The sequence below is a fragment of the Kitasatospora purpeofusca genome (assembly GCF_042691725.1).
Taxonomy (GTDB): Bacteria; Actinomycetota; Actinomycetes; order Streptomycetales; family Streptomycetaceae; genus Kitasatospora; species Kitasatospora purpeofusca_B.
In genome coordinates this window covers 5941759-5962220 of the sequence record NZ_CP170483.1, presented here as the reverse complement: position 1 = coordinate 5962220, position 20462 = coordinate 5941759, and the positions used below count along the sequence as shown (strand labels likewise).

Sequence of the window (20462 nt, the reverse complement as noted above, 5' to 3'; positions counted from 1 at the left end):
CGGGGGACAACGGCCACCCGGACGCTGACACCCACCCGCCCCGAACAGCCGGAAGGCCCGGAGCACGGGGCTCCGGGCCTTCCGGTCGGCACCGGTGACCGGTACCGGTGGTCGGACGGTGATCAGTCCAGGTAGTCGCGCAGCACCTGGGAGCGCGACGGGTGACGCAGCTTGGACATGGTCTTCGACTCGATCTGGCGGATGCGCTCACGGGTGACCCCGTAGACCTTGCCGATCTCGTCCAGCGTCTTCGGCTGACCGTCCGTCAGGCCGAAGCGCATCGAGACCACGCCCGCCTCGCGCTCGGACAGGGTGTCCAGCACCGAGTGCAGCTGCTCCTGGAGCAGGGTGAAGGAGACCGCGTCGGCCGGGACGACCGCCTCGGAGTCCTCGATGAGGTCACCGAACTCGCTGTCGCCGTCCTCGCCCAGCGGGGTGTGCAGCGAGATGGGCTCGCGACCGTACTTCTGGACCTCGATGACCTTCTCCGGGGTCATGTCGAGCTCCTTGGCCAGCTCCTCCGGGGTGGGCTCGCGGCCCAGGTCCTGGAGCATCTGGCGCTGGACGCGGGCCAGCTTGTTGATGACCTCGACCATGTGCACCGGGATACGGATGGTGCGGGCCTGGTCGGCCATCGCGCGGGTGATCGCCTGGCGGATCCACCAGGTCGCGTAGGTGGAGAACTTGTAGCCCTTGGTGTAGTCGAACTTCTCGACCGCACGGATCAGACCGAGGTTGCCCTCCTGGATCAGGTCCAGGAAGAGCATGCCGCGGCCGGTGTAGCGCTTGGCCAGCGAGACGACCAGGCGGAGGTTGGCCTCCAGCAGGTGGTTCTTGGCGCGGCGCCCGTCCTCGGCGATGATCTCCAGCTCGCGCTTGAGCTTGGGGGCGAGCTTGTCGGCGGCCGAGAGCTTGTCCTCGGCGAACAGGCCGGCCTCGATCCGCTTGGCGAGCTCGACCTCCTGCTCGGCGTTGAGCAGCGGGACCTTGCCGATCTGCTTCAGGTAGTCCTTGACCGGGTCGGCGGTGGCACCGGCGACGGCCACCTGCTGGGCCGGCGCGTCGTCCTCGTCGTCGTCGGAGAGGACGAAGCCCTCCGACTCCTCCTCCGGAGCGTCGCCCTCGGTGCCCGGCTTGTCGCCCGGCAGAGCCGCCTCCTCCAGCAGCTCCTCCTCGCCGAGCAGTTCCTCGTCACCCTTGCCCGTCTTGGCGGCGGTGGTCTTCTTGGCGGCGGTCTTCTTGGCCGGCGCGGCGGTCTTCTTGGCGGCGGCCTTCTTGGCCGGTGCGGCCTTCTTCGCCGGGGCCGACTTCACCTCGGAAACGGCCGGGGCCGACTCGGCGGTGATCTCGGCGGACACCGTGCTGACCGGCGCGGCGGCGGCCGCGACCGCCGGAGCGGAGATGGTCGCACCGGGCGCGATGCGCACGGGCGGCTTGGTCGGGGCCGACGGAGCGGCCGGGTTCCGGGTGGTGACCGCCTTGGTCGCCGTGCGCTTGGCGGGGCTCTTGGCAGCAACGCTCTTGCGCTTGGCGCCGGCCGGTTCGGCCGCGCTGACCATGAGGTCCACCCCCTCCTCAATCAGTACCTGGTTGAGGCTGCGCATGACGTTCTTCCACTTGGTGACCGGGATCTGGTCCGCCTCGAACGCCTGGCGCACGTCGTCACCGGCGATCTGCCCCTGGGCCTTGCCCCGCTCGATGAGAGCCAGCAGAGCCGCGGACTCGGCGATCTCGGGGGGAAGCGAACGGGATGTGCTGGCCGACACGAACAACCTCTCGGACGATGAGTGGACTCGAACCCGTACCGGCCGCCCGAGCGGGCGGGGAAGGAAATCGCGCGTCGGGCACGCGGTGTCGATTCCGACCGACTCGGGCTTGAGGACTGGGTTTGCAGGACGGCAGCAGCGCCGCAGACCAACACAGCATTCTGACATGTTGGGGTATTCCGGAGCTGCTTCCGCTCAGGAGACATCGCTGCTACTCGTCAAGTGTTACGCATGGCCTTCGTGTCGCGGGTCACACCGGAGGGCGCCCGCGGCCCGGGGGCCGGCTTCCATCATCCCCCACTCGCGTCCGAGTCGTTCACCATGAACACGACACCCTACTCGGCGCACGTCCGCCGGACGCACGTGCGGAGGCCCCCCGGCTGCACCGTGGCGGCAGCCGGAGGGCCGGGGTCGCGGAGGGAGCGGCGGGAAGCCGCGGGACGGTCGCGGTCGGACGGATCATGACGAGGCGGTCCGTGCACAGGTCGCGGGGCGGGGATGGCAGCGCCCGGTCGCCGAACGGTCCGCTCAGTGCTCCCGGGGCGCCGGGACGGAGGGCTCGATCTCGGGGTGGACGGTGAGCAGTGCCCGCATCGCGGTCTCGGCGGCGGTGCCGTCGCCGGTGCCGAGCGCGTCCACCAGCCGGGCGTGCAGCCCGACCGAGGACTCCGAGGGCCGCTCGCAGGAGGTGGCCGGACCGCCGGACACCTGGAGCGCGCAGGCGACGATCCCGGAGAGGTGCTCCAGCATCCGGTTACCCGCCAGCTGGAGGACCAGGCCGTGCAGCTCCGCGTCGGCCCGGGCGTAGGTGGCGAGGTCCGCCTGGGCGCAGGCGTGCCCCAGGATCTCGACCAGCTCGGCCAGCCGCTGCTGGACGTCCTCCCGGCCGTGGCCGGCGGCCAGCCGGGAGGCCAGCGGCTCGATCGCCCAGCGGAGCTCGAACAGCTCCCGGCGCTGTTCGTCGCGCTGCGGACCGAAGGCGCGCCACTCGATGATGTCCGGGTCGAGCAGGTTCCAGTCGCTGACCGGGCGGACCCGGGTGCCGACGTTGGGGCGGGCGCTGACCAGGCCCTTGGCCTCCAGTACCCGCAGCGACTCGCGGACGACGGTGCGGGAGACCTCGAACCGCTGGCCGATCTCCTCGGGGACGAGCGGCCGGTCGGCGCCGAGGTCGCCGGAGACGATCATCTGGCCGAGCTGCTGGACGAGCTGGCCGTGCAGGCCGCGGCCGCGGCTGCTGGTGGTCTTGCGGCCGACCCGGGCGAGGTCCGACTCGGCACCCTCCCAGCGGGGCGCCGGCGGGGTGGGCCGGTCGGCGTAGGAGAAGCGGTCCAGGTCGGCGGGGCCGGGGATGGCCCCGTCGGCGGAACGGGCGGGGGTCATGGCGGGGTGCGCAAGGGTGTTCACAGCTCCTTTGTCGGCGATCGGCGGGCGCAGCTTGAGAATTCTCGTGAAAAGCACACGAAAGGGTGATCGACCGTGACTGGATAATTGACTTCTTATCAGGGCGAAGCACGCATTACGGTCACCCTTGGCCGATCTTGACGAACCGCCCCGGCGGCCGGGGGCTCACAGCGCCCGGCGCCTGACCTGCACCGCGAGGGTGACCAGCAGCAACACCAGGGCCGGAGCCGCCACCGCGGCCAGCAGCGCCGGATCGGTCAGCACCGAACCGTCCGCCGCAACCCGGCGGTCCCCGCCGTACACCCATCCGTACGCCCACTCGGTCCCGGACTGGAACGGCAGCAGTTCCGCCGCCCGGGTCGGCCAGGCCGTCCCGGTGTGCCGCAGCAGCAGCGCCACCCCGGACTCCAGCAGCGGCGGCAGCGCGCAGAGCAGCAGCACCCCGGCGGCCGCGCTGCGGGTCAGCGCGGCGGTCAGCACCCCGGTCCAGCCCGCCACGACCACCAGCAGGACGAACGCCGCCAGTGCGGCCGGTGCCCCGTGCCCGGCCCCCAGGGCCAGCGGCGCCGACGCCCCCGGCAGCTCGCCGAGGCCGCCCAGGCCGGCCGCGGCCAGCGCCCGCGCGACCCGGTCCGACAGCGCGGCCGGGTCCGACCAGGCCGTGACCGTCACCCCGGCCGGCAGTGCGAGGTGCACGGTCACCGCGTCGACCAGCAGCGTCACCAGGGCCAGCGGCGCCGCGATCACACCGGTCACCAGCAGCTTGCCCGCCAGCAGCCGCACCCGGCGCAGATAGCCCACCTGCGAGGCGGCCAGCCCCGGGTGCCGCACCTCGTGCCCGTACGACAGCGCTCCCAGCAGCCCGGCGCCCAGCGCCGCGAACGGCAGCGGCAGCAGCGGCACCGCCGCCGTCAGCAGCCGTACCGCCGCCGCGCCGCCCAGGTCCGCGTCGACCGTCCGCGCCGCCAGCAGACCGGCGGCCACGGCGTCGCAGAGCACCACCAGGCCGAGCAGCAGCCAGGTCGAACGCAGGCCGCGCACCCGGCGCAGCTCATAAGCCAGAACTCGCACGCTTCACTCGCTCCGAAGGTCAGAGGTCACGGGAACGGCAACGCCGGCCCGGTCCGCCCCCAGCGGCCCGGCGGCCCCGGCGGCGGGGTGCTCGGCGGGCGCGTGGGCGGCGGCGGGGTGGGCGACGCGGCCCAGGCGGATGGTGTCGTCGGTCCTCAGGTCCGCGGCCCGGCCGGGGAGGCCGTCCGCGGAGTGGGCGAGGCTGGTCAGCCCGTCCCGGAAGAGCCGGTCCACGGCGACGGTCGGTGAGGCCTCCTCCCGCGGCCTCCCGGCCCCGGCGGCCGGACGCCGGGGGACGGCCCGGATCCCGCTGCGGGCGGTGAGCGCGGACAGCGCGGTCGCGGCCGAGAGTCCGGCGGCGGCCGCGACCGGGAGGGCGAGGGTGGGCGCGGGGTCCCGGTCGGCGGCGGCCGCCCTGTCCGGTACGGCCGCGTCCGGCGCGGCCGCGTCCGGCGCCGGCTTCCCCTTCGCCGGCTGATCGTCCGCCGCCGGCCGCTGGGACACCGCCATCGCCATCGTCTGTTCGGCCGACGCCGGTGCGGTCGTCCGCTCCTGCCGCCGTTCCTTCGCCGCGGCCCCCGCCGCCCGGTTCCCGGAGGGGCGGACCGGGCCGGGACCGGCCTGCACCTGGAGGTGGCCCGACCGTCCGGAGCCGGCCGGCAGGGCGGCCCGGGGGGCGGGCTGCTCGACCGCCCGGTCGGCGAGTTCGTGCAGCAGGATGCCGTGCCGGTAGGCGAGTTCGCCGATCTCGGTCCGCCCGATCCCGGCCACCGCGAGCCCCGCCCCGCCGTCCCGGCGGACCTGCGCGCCGTGGCCGGTCAGCAGGTCCGCGAGCCGGGCCATCTGCGGCCCCCGGACGGCGACCTCGGGGCTGATCCGGGTGCGCCGGAACTCCGCCACCGGCTGATCGGCCGCCATCCGGCCCTCGTCCAGGGTGATCACCCGGTCGGCGAACCGCGCGGCCTCCTGCGGGGTGCGGGTGGTGGCCAGCACCGTGCCGCCGGCGGCGCCGAACGAGCGCAGGAAGGAGTGGAACCACTCCACGTTGCGCGGGGAGAGCCCCTCGGTGGGCGCGTCCAGGAGCAGTGTGCCGGGCTCGCCGAGCAGCGCCGCGGCCAGGGCGAGCCGGCGGTGCATCCCCGGCGAGAAGGTGCGCAGGCGCTGGTCGGCGACGGCCGCGAGCCGGATCTGCTCGAGGAGTTCGTCGGCCCGCCGGGCCGGCACCCCGACGGCCGAGGCCAGCATCCTGAGGTGGCCCCGGGCCTTTCGGTCCGGGTGCCCGGCGGTGTCAGCGGTCCCGGGCGCGCCGCCCGGTCCGGCCAGGACCACGCCGACCTCGTGCTCGGGCCGCCGCAGCCGGCGGTAGGTGCGGCCGGCGAAGAGGGTGACGCCCCGGCCCCGTTCGAGTTCCAGCATCAGCCGCAGCGCGGTCGACTTGCCCGCCCCCTCGGGGCCCAGCAGCGCCGTCACCGTGCCCGGGCGGGCCTCGAAGGTCAGATCCAGCACCGCCGGCGGGACGCCCCGGCGGTAGACCTTGGTCAGTCCGGTGATCTGGATCATCGCTGGCTCGCTCCCATGCCCTCGGCCGACCTGGTCCGCACGGCGCAGGGTCGCGCCCGCACGGTTCCGCGCCAGCACATTAGGGGTCCGCACCGGCGATTCCGGGCATTACGGGAGCGGCGCGGGCACACCGCCCGCACACCTCACCCGATCAGGGGACAATCCGATCCTGCGACCGAGACGTTCGGACCACCGGGCCGTGACGGCTCAGGACTCCGGGCGCAGCATCGGCGGGTTGAGCACATTGGCCCCGCCGGAGGTGAACAGCTGGGCCGGGCGCCCGCCCTGACGGGTCGTCGTCCCGCCCGAGGGCAGCAGGAAGCCCGGGGTGCCGGTCACCTTGCGGTGGAAGTTCCGCGGGTCGAGGACCACGCCCCAGACCGCCTCGTAGACCCGGCGCAGCTCGCCGACGGTGAACTCGGGCGAGCAGAAGGCCGTCGCGAGCGAGGAATACTCGATCTTGGAGCGGGCCCGCTCCACCCCGTCCGCCAGGATCAGCCCGTGGTCGAAGGCGAGCGGGACGCCGTCGACCTGGTTCGGGCCGAGGAGTTCGGTGACCGGGGCCCAGCGGGCGCCGCTGGCGTCGCCGCCGGCGCGCGGGGTCGGCAGGTCGGGCGCGAGGACCAGGTAGGCCACGCTGACCACCCGCATCCGGGGGTCGCGCTGGGGGTGGCCGTAGGTGGCGAGCTGTTCCAGGTGGGCGCCGGCGGTGCCGGGCGCGGCCGCGTCATGGCCGGGGGCGGAGTAGGCGCGCAGGCCGGTCTCCTCGGCCAGCTCCCGCGAGGCGGCCTCGGCCAGTCCCTCGCCGGGGCGCACGAATCCCCCGGGGAGCGCCCAGTAGCCCTGGTAGGGCGGCTCGCCCCGGCGGACCAGCAGGGCACAGAGCGCGTGCTCGCGCACCGTCAGCACGACCAGGTCGACCGTGACTGCGAACGGGGGGAAGGCCGACGGGTCATAACGCGACATGGCGACGATCATAGTCGTCTCTCTGACGATAAGCACAGGCCCGTGTACGGGCCGTGCTGCCGCGGCCCCTTCCGCCGCGCGCCCCGCGCGGGCCGGTGGGGTCCGGCCCGCGCCCGGGCGGCACGGGCGGACGCGAGGGCGGAGGCGGCGTCAGCGGGCCACCAGCTGGAGCTCGGCGGACGCCTCCTCGACCATCGCCACGCCGATCCGGCTGACCCGCACCGAGAACGGCTCGCCGGCCACCCGCAGCCCCGTCAGTTCCAGCTCCCCGAGCGGCGCCGTGCTGGCCGGACGAACCAGCACCCGCCCGCCGGGGACGTCCGGCCGGACCCCGGCGAGCGCGAACACCGCGTGCGCGGCCCCGGCGGCCGAGACCGCCGCCGGCCGGCAGGCCCCCGGGTGCGGCACCGGCGGACTGCCCGGCGTCCACTGCTCCCCCGCGTACATCTCGGGCAGCCGGCCCTCGAACTGGGCGGCGGCGCCGAGCAGGCCCTCCAGCAGGGCCCCGGCCTCGTTCTCGTAGCCGGCCTCCGCGAGTCCGGCGACGGCGAGGGCGGTCTCGTGCACGCGCACCGCCCCGCTGCGGTGGCCCAGCGGGTTGAACCGGGGCGACTTGGCGCTGAGGGTGCGCAGCCCCCAGCCGCTGTCGAGTTCGGGCGCGGCCAGCCGCTGGGCGAGCAGCCTGGTCTGCTCGCGGTCCAGCAGGCTCTCGTGCCGGCCGCCGTCGGCGCAGAGGCCCGGGTCCAGGAGGTGGACCAGCGAGGCGGCGACGGCGGGCAGCGGCTGGCCTCCCGGGGCGAGCCCGGCGGCGGGACGGCCGCCGGAGAGGTCGTCCACCCAGAACCGTTCGCGGAACCGGCCGCGCAGGGCGGCCGCCCAGCCGCGCCACTCCTCCGCGCCGGGCCGTCCGAAGGCCTCCAGGAGGTCGGCGCCGTGCAGGGCGGCCCGGTGCGCCTGGGCCTGCACCTCGGCGCGGGCCGGCACCGGGTGGGCCGACCGCTCCTCGACCGGACGGCTCAGGTCGGTGACGAAGCCGTCCACCAGCCCCTCGCGCAGCGCGCCGAGCGCCCGCTCGGCGGCCGGGAGGAGCTCGGCGGTCTCCGCCCGGGGCAGGCCCCAGCGCCAGGCCTCGGCCAGCACGGTGACGAACAGCAGGGTCGCCTCGGTGGCGGTGCAGGTCGGCGGCAGCTCGGGGCCGCCGTGCCGCAGCGCGCCGGGGAGCAGCCCCTCGGTGCGGTGGGGCCCCTGGCCGGGGGCGGCGGCCGGCTGCTGACGGCGGGCCAGGGCGCGCAGGGTGCCGGCGGCGAGCCGGGTACCGAGCGGCAGGGTCAGCCGGGCCGCCCAGAGCGCGTCGGCCGGGGCGAGGCCGAACCGCCAGGGCGCGCCGGAGGCCAGGTAGAGGTCGGTGGGCCGGTCGGGGTCGGCGAACAGCAGCCCGCCGAGGGCGTCCAGGGAGCGCGACACCACCAGACCCGCGCGCGGGTCGTCGCAGCGCACCTCGGGCTCGGCCCACGGGAGCGGGACCCCGGTGCCGCGGCCGCCCGGCGGGCGCGGGGCGGGCGCCGTGCTCTCCAGGACGGCCCGCAGCTCGACCGACCAGCGCGCGCCCGGCTGGACCTCCAGGTCCCAGCGCAGCACGCCGGCTCCGGCCAGCACGGCGTGCGGCGAGGGCTGGGCGCTGACCGTGGCGCTGTGCGTGGGCCCCGCCCAGCGCAGCCCGGCGGACTGCACCTGGCCGGGCAGGTCCGGGGACCGGTGGCCGGCGGCGATCTCGCCGACCGGGCCGAGGTCGGTGGCGAGCGCGATCTCCAGCGGCAGCCGCACCGGACGGCTGCCGGCGTTGCGCACCGTCACGGTCTCGACGCCGTCGGCGTGGCGCAGCCGCTCGACGGTGAGCGCCGGATCCGGGTCGAGGTCGCCGGGCACACGGACGGCGCCCAGGAAGCGGGCCTGGGCCGCCGAGGTCAGGGTGCCCTGGAGCGGGAGCGGCTCGACCCCGCCGAGGCGCAGCTCCATCCGGGCCACCACCCGGACACCGGAGCGGTAGAAGCCGTGCAGACCGTGTCCGCGCAGCTGGCCGTCGGGGCCCGAGGCGGCCATCGCGGGCGCGTTCACGCAGAGCACCGCGTGGTGGGTGGCGGCCGGCTGCGGGCGCGGCGGCGCGGACCGGGACGGGCCGCCGGGGCCGGCCGGCTGGCCCTGCTCCGGCCGGCCGGCCGGTCTCGGCGCGCCGACCACGCTCTCGGCGGGCGTGGCCTGTGGCGGCCTCATCGCGGTCACCGGACTCTCCTCCCCTCGGCGGTCCGGTGGCCGGTCAGGGCCGTGGGCCGCGAGCATGTTCGATCGCGTGCGTGCTGGTGCCGGTCGGGCGGACGCCCCGCCGGCCGCTGTGCCGTGTCTGGCCGTACCCGGTGCCGGGCCGTGCCAAGCGGTGCCGGGCGTCGTCGTGCCCGGCCGTCACGGTGCCGTCCGCACCGTGCCGTCGAGCTCACCGCCGGGCCCCGCGGCCCGCCCGCGCCGGTGCCCCGTCCCCCGCAGGGCGGTCGGCGCCCGGGCACAGGCCCCCGGGGGTGAACGCCGCAGACCGGTGACAGGTCACGCCCGCCGGGCCGCCGCGGTCCGGTTCCCGGCCGAGCCGCTGCCGCCGCCGGTCCGTCGTGCCCGGCCGCACGGGCCGTCGGGTGGGCGGTCGCGGGCGGTGGCCGTCGGGGCGGCCCCGGGCCGCGGCCAGGATACGGTGCGGGGGTCGCGGCCCCGCCACCGGCAACCCCGGCCGGGGCCGATGCGACGGCTGTGACCAGCAGAGACCGAGGAGTTGTATGTCCACCGCCAGCCGGCTGCCCGGGATTGCCTTCACCGACCACGTCTTCCGGGTGCCGCTCGACCACACCGCCCCGCAGGGCGAGCAGATCGAGGTGTACGCCCGCGAGGTGGTCGCCTCGGACCGCTCCGAGGACACCGGCCTGCCGTGGCTGCTGTTCCTCCAGGGCGGCCCGGGCGGCAAGGCCGGCCGCCCGCTGGGCCGGGACGGCTGGCTGGAGCGCGCGCTCGACGACTACCGGGTGCTCCTGCTCGACCAGCGCGGCACCGGGCGGTCCACGCCCGCCACCCGGCAGACGCTGACGCGGCGGGGCGGTGCCAAGGAGCAGGCCGACCACCTGGCGCACTTCCGGGCCGACTCGATCGTGCGGGACGCCGAGCTGATCCGCCGCCGGCTGCTCGGCGACGACCGCCGGTGGAGCGTGCTCGGTCAGAGCTTCGGCGGCTTCTGCACCCTCACCTACCTCTCCATCGCTCCCGAGGGACTGGACCGGGCCTTCATCACCGGCGGCCTGGCCGGCCTGCGCAGCTCCGCCGACGACGTCTACCGCGCCGCCTACCCGCGCGTCGTCCGCAAGAACGAGGGCCACTACGCGCGCTTCCCGCAGGACGTCGAGGCGGTGCGGCGGATCGCCGCGCACCTCGCCGACGCCCCTGCCGTCCTGCCCGACGGCGGGCGGCTCACCGTCGAGGCGTTCCAGGCGCTCGGGCTGCTGCTCGGCGGCGGCAGCGGCTCCGGGACCCTCCACTACCTGCTGGAGGAGGCCTGGGTGGAGGGTGCGGCCGGCCCCGAGCTCTCCGACACCTTCCTCGCCGGCGCCCAGGCCCAGCTCTCCTTCGCGCAGGGCCCGCTCTACGCCGTCCTGCACGAGTCGATCTACGGCCAGCGCTCGGTGGACCCGGCCGGCACCGGCTGGTCCGCCGCGCGCGTTCGCGCGGAGTTCCCGGAGTTCGACGCCCGGGCCGCGCTGGAGTCGGGCGCGCCGGTGCTGTTCACCGGGGAGATGATCTACCCCTGGATGTTCGACACCGACCCGGCGCTGCGCCCGCTGAAGGAGACCGCGGAGCTGCTCGCCGCCCGCGCCGACTGGCCCGACCTCTACGACCCCGCCCGGCTGGCGGCCAACGAGGTGCCGGTGGTGGCGGCCGTTTACCACGACGACATGTACGTCGACACCGCCGACTCGCTGGAGACCGCGCGGTCCGTGCGGGGGCTGCGGACCTGGATCACCAATGAGTGGGAGCACGACGGCCTGCGGGTCAGCGGGGGCAAGGTGCTCGACCGCCTGATCGCGATGGCGCGCGGCGAGGCGTAGCGCGCCACCGACGCCGGCACCGCCACCGGCCGCCGGGCGGAGCGGACCCGGCCGGGGCTTCCCCGGCCGCCCGGCGGGACGGACGGGGAGGCCGGGGAGGCCGGTCCGGTGGCGGCCGGACGGGCTCGGCCGGCCCGTCGCGACCGCCGGGACGTCAGCGCCCATGGCGCTCCGCCGCCGCGCCGCGCGCGCCCCGGGACCGGCCCCACCGGCAGCCGCCCGCCGGGGAGGGCGCCGGCCGGGGCCTCGGGTGGGCGATCCGGGCCGCGCGCAGGCCGCGCTGCCGCTCCTTCGGCCGGCACCCCGCCCCCGGAGCGGTGACGGAGCGGGCACCGGCCGCCGTGCACCGCACCCGTGCGGCGCGGGCCCCGGCGCCCCCACCGCTGCCGGGGGCGCCGCCGGTGCCGTCCCGCCCGGGCGGCGCCCCGGCCGGGCGGTCGGGGCCCGCGCCCTCGTCGGAGGCCCGCCCCGGCGCGGCCCCGCCGGCCGCCGGACCCTGCGCACCCGCACCCGCCACCGCGACCGGACGGCCGCGCCGCCGGCGGCTCCGGCGGCGGGCCTTCCCGGGAGCGGCCCCGTCGGCGGCGGGGGCCGGCGCCGGGGGCGGACCCGGCCGCGGCCCGGCCTCCGGCACCTCGCCCCCGGCCGGTTCCTCGGCCACCGCCCGCTCCCGCTCCTCCCGCTCGGTGCGGCGGCGGCGCTCCTCCTCCACGCTCGCCAGCAGCGCGTCCGGCGCGAAACCGCCGTTCATCGACTCGTACAGCAGCTGCGCGAGCAGGTAGGAGGGGTGGCGGCGGAGCGTGTGGCCGAGCACCACACGCGCGGTGGCGTTGTCCCCCGCGACCCACGAGGCCCAGGCCAGCAGGGTGAGCGGCGGCGCGGCGCAGCTCTCGTACGGCGCCACGCAGCGGGTCGCGAGGAACCGCCAGAGCCGCTGGGCGGACGCGAGCTCGTCCGGCCTGGCGTACTCGGCCGCGCGGTCCCGGATGATCCGGTCCTGGAGCGCCAGCAGCAGCCGCGCCGCCCGGTCGTCGTCGAGCACCGTGGCCCCGGCCAGGAACTCGGCGACCGCCGCGTCGAGCAGCTCGGCGTGCTCCCGCCGGTCGAGCGACAGCCGCCGCCCCGGCGCGGGCCCGGCCCCGGCCCGGGCCCGGGCGAGAGCGCTCCGCACGGCCTCCGCCCCCGGCGGGCCGACCGGGGCCAGGCCGGCCAGGATCTCCCGGCGGCTGCCGCGCGGTGCCAGGCCGGCCACGGTCGCCGCCACCGCGACCGGGCCGGGACCGGGTGTCCGGCGGATCGGGTGCCCCACCGGATCGCAGCAGCCCTGCCGCGTGCAGAGGAAGGACCACCAGCGGCCCGCCGAGACGCACAGCGACTCCTTGACCCGTACGCCGCGGTCCTCGAAGGCCCGCCGCAACCGCTCCGCGAGCGGGCGCAGCCGCTCCGCCACCGGCGGGCCGTGCTGCCCGCCGGGCCCCGGCCCGACGGGATCCTGGCAGAGGTAGAGGAGGACCTGGACCGGTCTCCGGTCCTGCCGCTCGGAGAGCCCGACGAGGAGTGCGGCCGTCTCCTCGGCGGCGGCCGGCCACTCCTCGGCCGACTCGGGGATGTCCAGCCGGATCACCCCGCCCTGGTGGAGGTCGGGCGGCTGGAGGCCGACCGCGACGATGCTGTCGTCGGGGAAGAAGCCGAGCAGGTAGGGCAGCACCTCGGCCATGTCGGCCGGGCCCCGCATGGTGATCGGACGGCCGTCGGGGCCGTCGCCGAAGGGAAGCACGATGCGCGTGTCGGTCATGGCCGGAAGGCTGCCGCAATTCTCCGGAAGCCCCGGAAACTTCTTCCGGACCTGTGGACAAACCCGCCCTGTGGATAACCTCTCCCTCGATCGGCGTAGCGCCGAGTCACTCTCCCGGGGGAAAAATGGCTGCCGTTCAGCAGAAGAACGGATGAAACTCCTCCCCGCTTCGCCCGCTCCCCGCCCGCCGCCGTTCGCCCCGTGTCGGTTCCTCGGGGTTACATGGGGGCCATGCAGCAGCCGAAGACCCACACCACCGCCACCGCCGCCGACCGCGCCGAGGTCCGGGCGCGGGCCGAGGCCGTCCTGCGCGAGCTGGCCGGCCCGGGCGCCACCCTCCGCGAGGACCAGTGGACGGCCATCGAGGCCCTGGTCGTCGACCACCGCCGGGCCCTGGTGGTGCAGCGCACCGGCTGGGGCAAGTCCGCCGTCTACTTCATCGCCACCGCCCTGCTGCGGGCGCGCGGCGCCGGTCCGACGGTGATCGTCTCGCCGCTGCTCGCCCTGATGCGCAACCAGGTGGACTCGGCGGCCCGGGCCGGCATCCGCGCCCGCACCATCAACTCCGCCAACACCGACGAGTGGGACGCCGTCCAGGCCGAGGTCGCCGCCGGGGAGGTGGACGTCCTGCTGGTCAGCCCCGAGCGGCTGAACAACCCGGACTTCCGCGACCAGGTCCTCCCCAAGCTCGCCGCCTCCACCGGCCTGCTGGTGGTCGACGAGGCCCACTGCATCTCCGACTGGGGCCACGACTTCCGCCCCGACTACCGCCGGCTGCGCACCATGCTCGCCGAGCTCCAGCCGGGCGTCCCGGTGCTGGCCACCACCGCCACGGCCAACTCCCGGGTCACCGCCGACGTCGCCGAGCAGCTCGGCACCGGCGCGGGCGACGAGCACGCGCTCGTGCTGCGCGGACCGCTCGACCGCGAGAGCCTCACCCTCGGCGTGCTGACCCTGCAAGACCCGGCGCACCGGCTGGCCTGGCTCGCCGACCACCTCGACCGGCTGCCCGGCTCCGGCATCGTGTACACCCTCACGGTCGCCGCCGCCGACGAGGTGACGGCCTTCCTGCGCGAGCGCGGCTTCACGGTGGCCTCCTACTCGGGCCGCACCGAGGACGCCGAGCGCCGCACCGCCGAGGCCGACCTGCTGGCCAACCGGGTCAAGGCGCTGGTCGCCACCTCCGCCCTCGGCATGGGCTTCGACAAGCCGGACCTCGGCTTCGTCGTCCACCTGGGCTCCCCCAGCTCCCCGATCGCCTACTACCAGCAGGTCGGCCGGGCCGGGCGCGGGGTCGACCGGGCCGAGGTGCTGCTGCTGCCCGGCCGCGAGGACGAGGCGATCTGGCGCTACTTCGCCTCGCTCGCCTTCCCGCCCGAGGAGCAGGTCCGCCGGACCATCGACGCCCTCGCCGAGGCCGGCCGGCCGCTCTCCACCGCCGCGCTGGAGCCCCGGGTGGACCTGCGCCGCACCCGGCTGGAGACCATGCTCAAGGTCCTCGACGTGGACGGCGCCGTCCGGCGGGTCAAGGGCGGCTGGACGGCCACCGGCCGCAGCTGGGAGTACGACACCGCGCGCTACGCCAAGGTGGCCGCCTCCCGGGAGGCCGAACAGCGGGCGATGCGCGAGTACGCGGCGGCCACCGGCTGCCGGATGGAGTTCCTGCGCCGCCAGCTGGACGACGAGCAGGCGGCGCCGTGCGGCCGGTGCGACAACTGCGCCGGGCCGCTGCACGGACCGGAGGTCTCGGCGGAGGCCCTGGAGGCCGCCCGCGCCTCCCTCGGCCGCCCGGGCGTCGGCTTCGAGCCGCGCCGGCTCTGGCCCACCGGCATGGACGCGCTGGGCGTCCCGCTCAAGGGCCGCATCCCGGCCGGCGAGCAGGCCGAGACGGGCCGGGCGCTCGGCCGGCTCTCCGACATCGGCTGGGGCACCCGGCTGCGCTCGCTGCTCAACGCCCAGGCCCCGGACGGGCCGGTCCCCGGCGAGGCGGTGGACGCCCTGGTCACCGTGCTGGCCGACTGGGCGCGCGGACCGGGCGGCTGGGCCGGCCCGGCGGCGGCCGACGGCGCCCGGCTGGAGCGGCCGGTCGGTGTGGTGACGATGGCCTCCGCCACCCGGCCCCGGCTGGTCGACAGCCTCGGTGCCAGGATCGCCGAGATCGGGCGGCTGCCGCTGCTCGGGCGGATCGAGTACGCGACCGGGCAGCCGCCGCACGGCTCGCGCAGCAACAGCGCCCAGCGGCTGAACTCGGTGGCGGGCGCGCTGGTCCTGCCGCCGGAGACGGCCGCGGCGGTGGCGGCCGCGGGCGGACCGGTGCTGCTGGTGGACGACCTGGTGGACTCCGGGTGGACGGTCACCGTGGCCGCCCGGCTGCTGCGCCGCGCCGGAGCGGGCGCGGTGCTGCCGCTGGTACTGGGGGTCCAGGGCTGACCGCCGCCCCGGGCCGGCGGGCCGGTTTCACCGGAAAGGAGTAATCCACGGGCACCGGGACATCTCCGCACCCAACCGGAACCGTCGAACAGGCAGACGGGGAGATCACGGGGAGCTCGCCGCGGGAAAGGAGCGACGACCGTGTTCCAGAGGCTTCGCAGCGCCTTCCGGTACGGCCGGACCACAGCCCGGCGGCGTCCGGGCCGGTTCCCGGCGACCGTGGAATATATCCGGCAGAACGTTGGCTTTCGGGCGGCGTTCATCATTTCATCGTTGCCGCTCCACCCCATCTGGCCTGAGAATTGGAGCGTACCCGGAGCCTGGTCCTTTGGATCATGCCTCTGGCGCACGCAGGAACCTGCGCGCTCGTGGGTCTGGAAGGAGGGTCGTGATCAGCGGAATCGACCGAGGTCAGTATCCCCTCGCCCGGAGTTCGGCCCCCAGACGGGTGCTCGATCTGGAGACCTGGACGGCCTCCGGGATCCCGCTGCTCCGCGATCCGCGCGAATTCGTCCTGGAGCTGCACCGGCGCCATCTGCCGCAGCCCGGCACGGTGGTGGTCGCGGTCCTGGACGCGCTGCACCGGGTGACCGCCTCGGCCTCGTTCGCCCCCTGGCCGCGCGACACGGACGGCTGGCAGCACCGCAACGCGATCCTCGCCCACCTGCGCCAGGTCACCCCGCACGACCTGCGGCTGCCCGCCCCGAAGCGGACCACCGTGCTGCTGCGCTGCCGCGAGGGCGCGGCCGGCTGGACGGAGCAGGACGGCGCCTGGATGTGGGCCCTGCGGGACGCGGCCGGCCTGCACGGGCTGCGCTGCGGAGCGTATGTCGCACTGACCCCGGCCGGCTGGCAGATCCTCGGCGACGGGCGGGGCGGACGCAATCCGCACGCGGGTTCGTGGGCACAGGGGCCGGTCCACACCGTGACGGAGCTGCCGCCGCGTACGGCGCAGGCCGCCCTGCGGGGCCAAAGGCCGCAGCGGTCCCGCCAGTCCGAGCGTCCGTGGGGGCCCGCCCGGGTCACGGCGATCGAACCGACCCGGCGCACCGGCACCCGCTGACCGTCCGTCCACCCGCCCGCGGTCCGTGACGGCCCGCGCCGGGCACCCGCGACCCCGGGCCTCCCCGGGCACCGGCGAACCACCGCAAACGCCGGGGCCCGGCACCAGGAGAGGCACCGGGCCGGGGCGGTCGTCGGGTCCCGTGACGCCAGGACCCGCGGAGCCGCCGCAGGGCGACGGGTCCGCGACGGGTCGCAGCGGGTCTCAGGCGGGCAGCTTGCGGCGGGCGCGGGCGCCGACGGCCGCGAGCGGCGTGCCGGCGGTGGTCGGGTCGGCTCCGCCGCAGACCACCAGCAGCGTCTCGGCGTGCTGCAGCGCCTTGGCGTACGCCGTCGCGGCGCGGTCGGCCGGGCCGCCGTTGACGACCAGCACGACCACCGGGCGGCGGACCGGGCGGGTCAGCTCGGCGTCGGCGTAGAACACGTCGCCGCCCTCGGCGAGCTGCGCCCAGTAGCGCTCCTCACCGAAGGAGAGCTCGTGCTGCTGCCAGGGGTGCGCCGAGCCGACCGTCAGCACCAGGACGGCGCCGGGGTCACGGCCGCCGTCCAGCAGCAGGTCGACGGTCTCGTCCGCGCGGTCCAGCGCCTCCGCCTCGGCAGCGGGGACGTACCGGACCTCGACCGACGCCGGGCGGGGCGCGGGTCGCGGAGGGCTGGGCTTGGGGATCGGGTTCGGGCGCGGCGAAGGCCCCGGACGGTCCGCACGCGAGGCCGCCGCACGCGGCGCCGGCCGCGGCGGTGCGGGGCGGGGGCCCGGCACCGGGGCCGGCGTGGCACCGGCGGCCGACGGCACGGCGGCGGTCGCGCCGCCGGTGGCTGGCGCGCGGAGGGCTTGTGCGTCCGACTCACGGGGGCTGGGAACGCCGGGGCCCGGGAGGCTCTCGTTAATCTCCGGCTCCTCGGGGAAGACAGGCATACCCGGATATCTATCAAATGCCGGTCGGACGCGCACGGGCGCCCCACCTATTGGGCACCGTGGGCCCCGCGGGCCACTGCGGAAGTTTCCAGACGTACCGTCAGAAACCGAGTGCGAGCTGCTCTCCGACGGACTCCTCGGAGCCCGCCCCGCCGGATCCGGGAACCGTCCGGATCCGCTTCAGGTGGCGCCACTCGGGCAGCCCGTCGAGATAGGACCAGGAGAGGCGGTGGTGCTCGGTCGGCCCGAACTCCTCCAGCGCCGCCCGGTGGACCGGGGACGGGTAGCCGGCGTTGTCGGCGAAGCCGAACTCGGGGTGCGCCTCACCGAGGTCGGCCATGAGACCGTCGCGGTGGACCTTGGCGAGCACCGAGGCGGCGGACACGCAGATGCACGACTGGTCGCCCTTGATCACCGTACGCACCCGCCAGGGGCCGCCGAGGTAGTCGTGCTTGCCGTCGAGGATCACCGCGTCCGGCTCCACCGGGAGCGCCTCCAGGGCGCGGACCGCGGCCAGCCGCAGCGCGGCGGTCATCCCGAGCTCGTCGCACTCCAGCGCCGAGGCGTGGCCGAGCGCGTACGCGGTGACCCAGTCGGCGAGCACGGGCGCGAGTGCCCGGCGGCGGAGTTCGGTGAGCAGCTTGGAGTCGGTCAGCCCCTCCGGGGGCCGGCGCAGGCCGGTGACGGCCGCACCCACGGTGACCGGCCCGGCCCAGGCTCCGCGCCCGACCTCGTCGAGGCCGACGACGACCTTGGCACCGGCGCGGCGCAGCGAGCGCTCGACGGAGTGCGTCGGCGGGACGATGGGCATGATGGGGTCCGTTCAGCTGGTCGGACTCCAGCCTATGCCACCCGCCCGCGCACCCGGGGCGGGCCTTCGCACGCCGACGCCGACGCCGACGCCGCCATCGGCCCGGCCCGGCCCACCCGCCTCAGGGCCTGATCAGCGGCACCAGCACCTCGTCGACCAGCTGGTCGACGAACTCGGGGCCGACCTGGCGGCCGCAGACCTTGATCCGGTAGAGCAGCATCGCCGGCACGACGTCGGCGACCACCGGGGTGGCCGCGCCGGGCCGGACGTCGCCGCGCTCGGCGCCCCGGCGCAGGATGTCCAGGATCACGCCCTTGGTCGGCCCCAGCATCCGCTGGGCCATGAAGTCCTTGAACAGCTCCGCCTGTTCGTGGTCCAGCTCGGCCATCACCGCGCTCATCGCACCGCCCGCCCGGGAGCGCGCGACGGCGACGAAACTCTCGACGAGGTAGTGCAGTTCCGCTCGGGCGGACCCGAGGGCGGGGGTGTCGGTGGGGCGTGGCAGAGTGGCGTCCAGGGCGTCGATGACCAGTTCCACCTTGGACGCCCAGCGCCGGTAGAGCGCGGCCTTCCCGGTCCGCGCCGCAGCGGCGACCCCTTCCATCGTCAGCCGCGCGAATCCGCCGGAGGTGAGCTGATCGAGCGTCGCTTCGAAGATCGCCGCCTCCAGCTCCTTCCCCCGCCGCCGCCCCGGCCGGCCCAGGGCCTCGGCAACGACCTGGACGGGGCAGGAGGGCCGCGCGGACTCGGCCTCCGGCTGCTCCGCCGCGCCGGCCGGAAGGCGGTCCGAGCGGTCCGCCGCCTGCCGCCGCACCAACTGATCCATCGTCACCAACCCTAAGGAACGCTTGCGTTCATAAACTATTCAGCGCTATTGTCCACAGTAGTGAACGATACCGTTCCTTCATAGCCCGCGGGACGCCGCCGGCCGAGCCGGACCTCCGGGTCCGCGGCATACGAAGCAATAGCCAGCAGGGGGCATCAACTTGGCTATCTCCGACACGCTCAGCAAGAACTCTCCACCGCGAGGCGGCAACGGCCCGAACAAGGGCATCACCCTGGCCGTCATCGCGGCCTCGCAGTTGATGGTGGTGCTCGACGCCACCATCGTGAACATCGCCCTGCCGCAGATCAGGGACGCGCTGGACTTCTCCACCACCAACCTGTCCTGGGTGATCAACGCCTACACGCTGACCTTCGGCGGCCTGCTGCTGCTCGGCGGGCGCGCGGGCGACATCCTCGGCCGGCGCCGGGTCTTCATCGCGGGCACGCTGCTGTTCGGCCTGGCCTCGCTGCTCGGCGGCTTCGCGCAGGACGGCGGCATGCTGCTGGCCGCCCGCGCGCTCCAGGGCATCGGCGGGGCGATCTGCTCGCCGACCGCCTTCGCCCTGATCGCCACCAACTTCGACGAGGGGCCCGAACGCAACCGGGCCTTCGGCGTGTTCTCCGCGGTGGCCGGTTCGGGCGCCGCGATCGGCCTGCTCGCCGGCGGTGTGCTCACCGAGTACCTCGACTGGCGCTGGGTCTTCTTCGTCAACGTGCCAATCGCCGTGCTGATCGCCGTCGCCGCGCCGCGCTACATCGCCGAGTCGGAGCGCCACCCGGGCCGCTTCGACCTGCCCGGAGCGCTCACCTCGACGCTCGGCCTGGTCGGCCTGGTCTACGGCTTCATCCGCGCGGCGTCGGACGGCTGGTCGGACGGGCTGACGATCGGCTCCTTCGCCGCCGGTCTGATCCTGCTGGCCGCGTTCGTGGTCATCGAGACCCGTACCGAGCAGCCGATCACCCCGCTGAAGCTGTTCGCCGACCGGAACCGCACCGGCGGCCTGGTGATGATGCTCTGCGTGGCCGCCGCCATGTTCGGCATCTTCTTCTACATCACCCTCTTCGTGCAGGGACCGCTCGACTACAGCCCGCTGAAGGCCGGCTTCGCGTTCATGCCGATCAGCGCGGCCATCATCGTGGCCGCCCAGCTCGCCTCCAGCCTGCAGGTCAAGTACGGCCCGAAGCCGTTCATGGCGGGTGGCGCACTGCTGGTCACCATCGGACTCTCCTGGCTGACCTTCATGAACGCGGACAGCGGCTACGTGGACGGCATCCTCGGCCCCACGGTGGTCTTCGGCTTCGGCATGGGCCTGATCTTCGTCCCGGTGATGCTGCTCTCGGTCGCGGGCGTGTCCGGCCAGGAGACCGGCGCCGCCTCCGGCCTGCTGAACTCCATGCAGCAGATCGGCGGTTCGCTCGGCCTGTCGATCCTGACCACGGTGTTCGCGCACTACGCGACCAGCGAGGCCAAGGTTCAGCTGCCCGGCTTCATGGCCACCGCCACGCCGGAGCAGAAGGCCTGGCTGGTGGAGAAGCAGGAGTTCCCCAAGGGGACCACCGCGGCCAACGAGGTGCTCGCACAGGGCATCTCGCACGGCTTCATCGTGGGCGCCGTGATGGCGGGCATCGCCTTCGTGGTCGCCGCCGTCGTGGTCAAGGCCAAGGCCGCCGACCTGCCGTCGGACACCTCCGGCGTCGCGATGCACTGAGCGGCCGCCCG

General features: G+C 75.6%; 14 protein-coding genes. 4 read left to right on the top strand and 10 right to left on the bottom strand.

All coding sequences use genetic code 11. The features are described from left to right. Positions 1 to 122 precede the first annotated feature (122 nt). The 6 genes from ACFCLZ_RS25665 to ACFCLZ_RS25640 all read right to left on the bottom strand — a co-directional run bounded on the left by ACFCLZ_RS25665 (position 123) and on the right by ACFCLZ_RS25640 (position 9038). Positions 123 to 1772 carry an RNA polymerase sigma factor gene (locus tag ACFCLZ_RS25665; RefSeq protein WP_380279639.1) on the bottom strand — a complete coding sequence of 550 codons (1650 nt, stop codon included), beginning with the start codon at positions 1770 to 1772 and terminating at the stop codon, positions 123 to 125. Positions 1773 to 2294: 522 nt separating this feature from the next. Further along, on the bottom strand, positions 2295 to 3227 hold the full coding sequence (locus tag ACFCLZ_RS25660; RefSeq protein WP_380279638.1) for a FadR/GntR family transcriptional regulator: 933 nt from the start codon (positions 3225 to 3227) through the stop codon (positions 2295 to 2297). 108 nt (positions 3228 to 3335) lie between these two features. After that, positions 3336 to 4241, bottom strand: coding sequence for a hypothetical protein (locus ACFCLZ_RS25655; RefSeq protein ID WP_380279636.1), 906 nt, complete (start codon positions 4239 to 4241; stop codon positions 3336 to 3338). A gap of 3 nt (positions 4242 to 4244) precedes the next feature. Continuing rightward, a complete protein-coding gene (locus tag ACFCLZ_RS25650) occupies positions 4245 to 5801 on the bottom strand; it encodes an ATP-binding cassette domain-containing protein (protein WP_380279635.1) in 1557 nt (518 codons plus the stop codon). Positions 5802 to 6008: 207 nt separating this feature from the next. After that, positions 6009 to 6767, bottom strand: a complete 759-nt coding sequence (locus ACFCLZ_RS25645) for an NUDIX domain-containing protein (protein WP_380279633.1) — start codon at positions 6765 to 6767, stop codon at positions 6009 to 6011. Positions 6768 to 6917: 150 nt separating this feature from the next. Next, the gene (locus ACFCLZ_RS25640) at positions 6918 to 9038 is read right to left on the bottom strand and encodes a glycogen debranching N-terminal domain-containing protein (protein ID WP_380286284.1); all 2121 of its coding nucleotides are present in this window, start codon (positions 9036 to 9038) and stop codon (positions 6918 to 6920) included. Between the two features lie 548 nt (positions 9039 to 9586). Here ACFCLZ_RS25640 and ACFCLZ_RS25635 point away from each other — a divergent pair. Beyond that, positions 9587 to 10903 (top strand): alpha/beta fold hydrolase, encoded by a 1317-nt coding sequence (locus ACFCLZ_RS25635; RefSeq protein WP_380279631.1) that lies wholly within the window; start codon positions 9587 to 9589, stop codon positions 10901 to 10903. A 154-nt stretch (positions 10904 to 11057) separates the two neighbouring features. On the opposite strand, the gene ACFCLZ_RS25630 is transcribed toward ACFCLZ_RS25635, so the two are convergent. Then, positions 11058 to 12698 (bottom strand): DUF4192 domain-containing protein, encoded by a 1641-nt coding sequence (locus tag ACFCLZ_RS25630; protein ID WP_380279629.1) that lies wholly within the window; start codon positions 12696 to 12698, stop codon positions 11058 to 11060. Between the two features lie 222 nt (positions 12699 to 12920). Here ACFCLZ_RS25630 and ACFCLZ_RS25625 point away from each other — a divergent pair, with 222 nt between their 5' ends. Beyond that, positions 12921 to 15128, top strand: a complete 2208-nt coding sequence (locus ACFCLZ_RS25625; protein WP_380279627.1) for a RecQ family ATP-dependent DNA helicase — start codon at positions 12921 to 12923, stop codon at positions 15126 to 15128. Positions 15129 to 15516: 388 nt separating this feature from the next. Beyond that, on the top strand, positions 15517 to 16191 hold the full coding sequence (locus ACFCLZ_RS25620) for a hypothetical protein (protein ID WP_380279625.1): 675 nt from the start codon (positions 15517 to 15519) through the stop codon (positions 16189 to 16191). 204 nt (positions 16192 to 16395) lie between these two features. On the opposite strand, the gene ACFCLZ_RS25615 is transcribed toward ACFCLZ_RS25620, so the two are convergent. From ACFCLZ_RS25615 to ACFCLZ_RS25605, 3 genes are all read right to left on the bottom strand, one after another. Next, a complete protein-coding gene (locus ACFCLZ_RS25615) occupies positions 16396 to 16950 on the bottom strand; it encodes a hypothetical protein (RefSeq protein WP_380279623.1) in 555 nt (184 codons plus the stop codon). A 256-nt stretch (positions 16951 to 17206) separates the two neighbouring features. After that, positions 17207 to 17917 (bottom strand): ribonuclease HII, encoded by a 711-nt coding sequence (locus ACFCLZ_RS25610; protein WP_380279621.1) that lies wholly within the window; start codon positions 17915 to 17917, stop codon positions 17207 to 17209. A gap of 121 nt (positions 17918 to 18038) precedes the next feature. Continuing rightward, positions 18039 to 18743, bottom strand: a complete 705-nt coding sequence (locus ACFCLZ_RS25605; protein WP_380279619.1) for a TetR-like C-terminal domain-containing protein — start codon at positions 18741 to 18743, stop codon at positions 18039 to 18041. 160 nt (positions 18744 to 18903) lie between these two features. Here ACFCLZ_RS25605 and ACFCLZ_RS25600 point away from each other — a divergent pair, with 160 nt between their 5' ends. Then, entirely contained in the window at positions 18904 to 20451 is a 1548-nt protein-coding gene (locus tag ACFCLZ_RS25600) for an MFS transporter (protein ID WP_380279617.1), read from the top strand. Positions 20452 to 20462 lie beyond the last annotated feature (11 nt).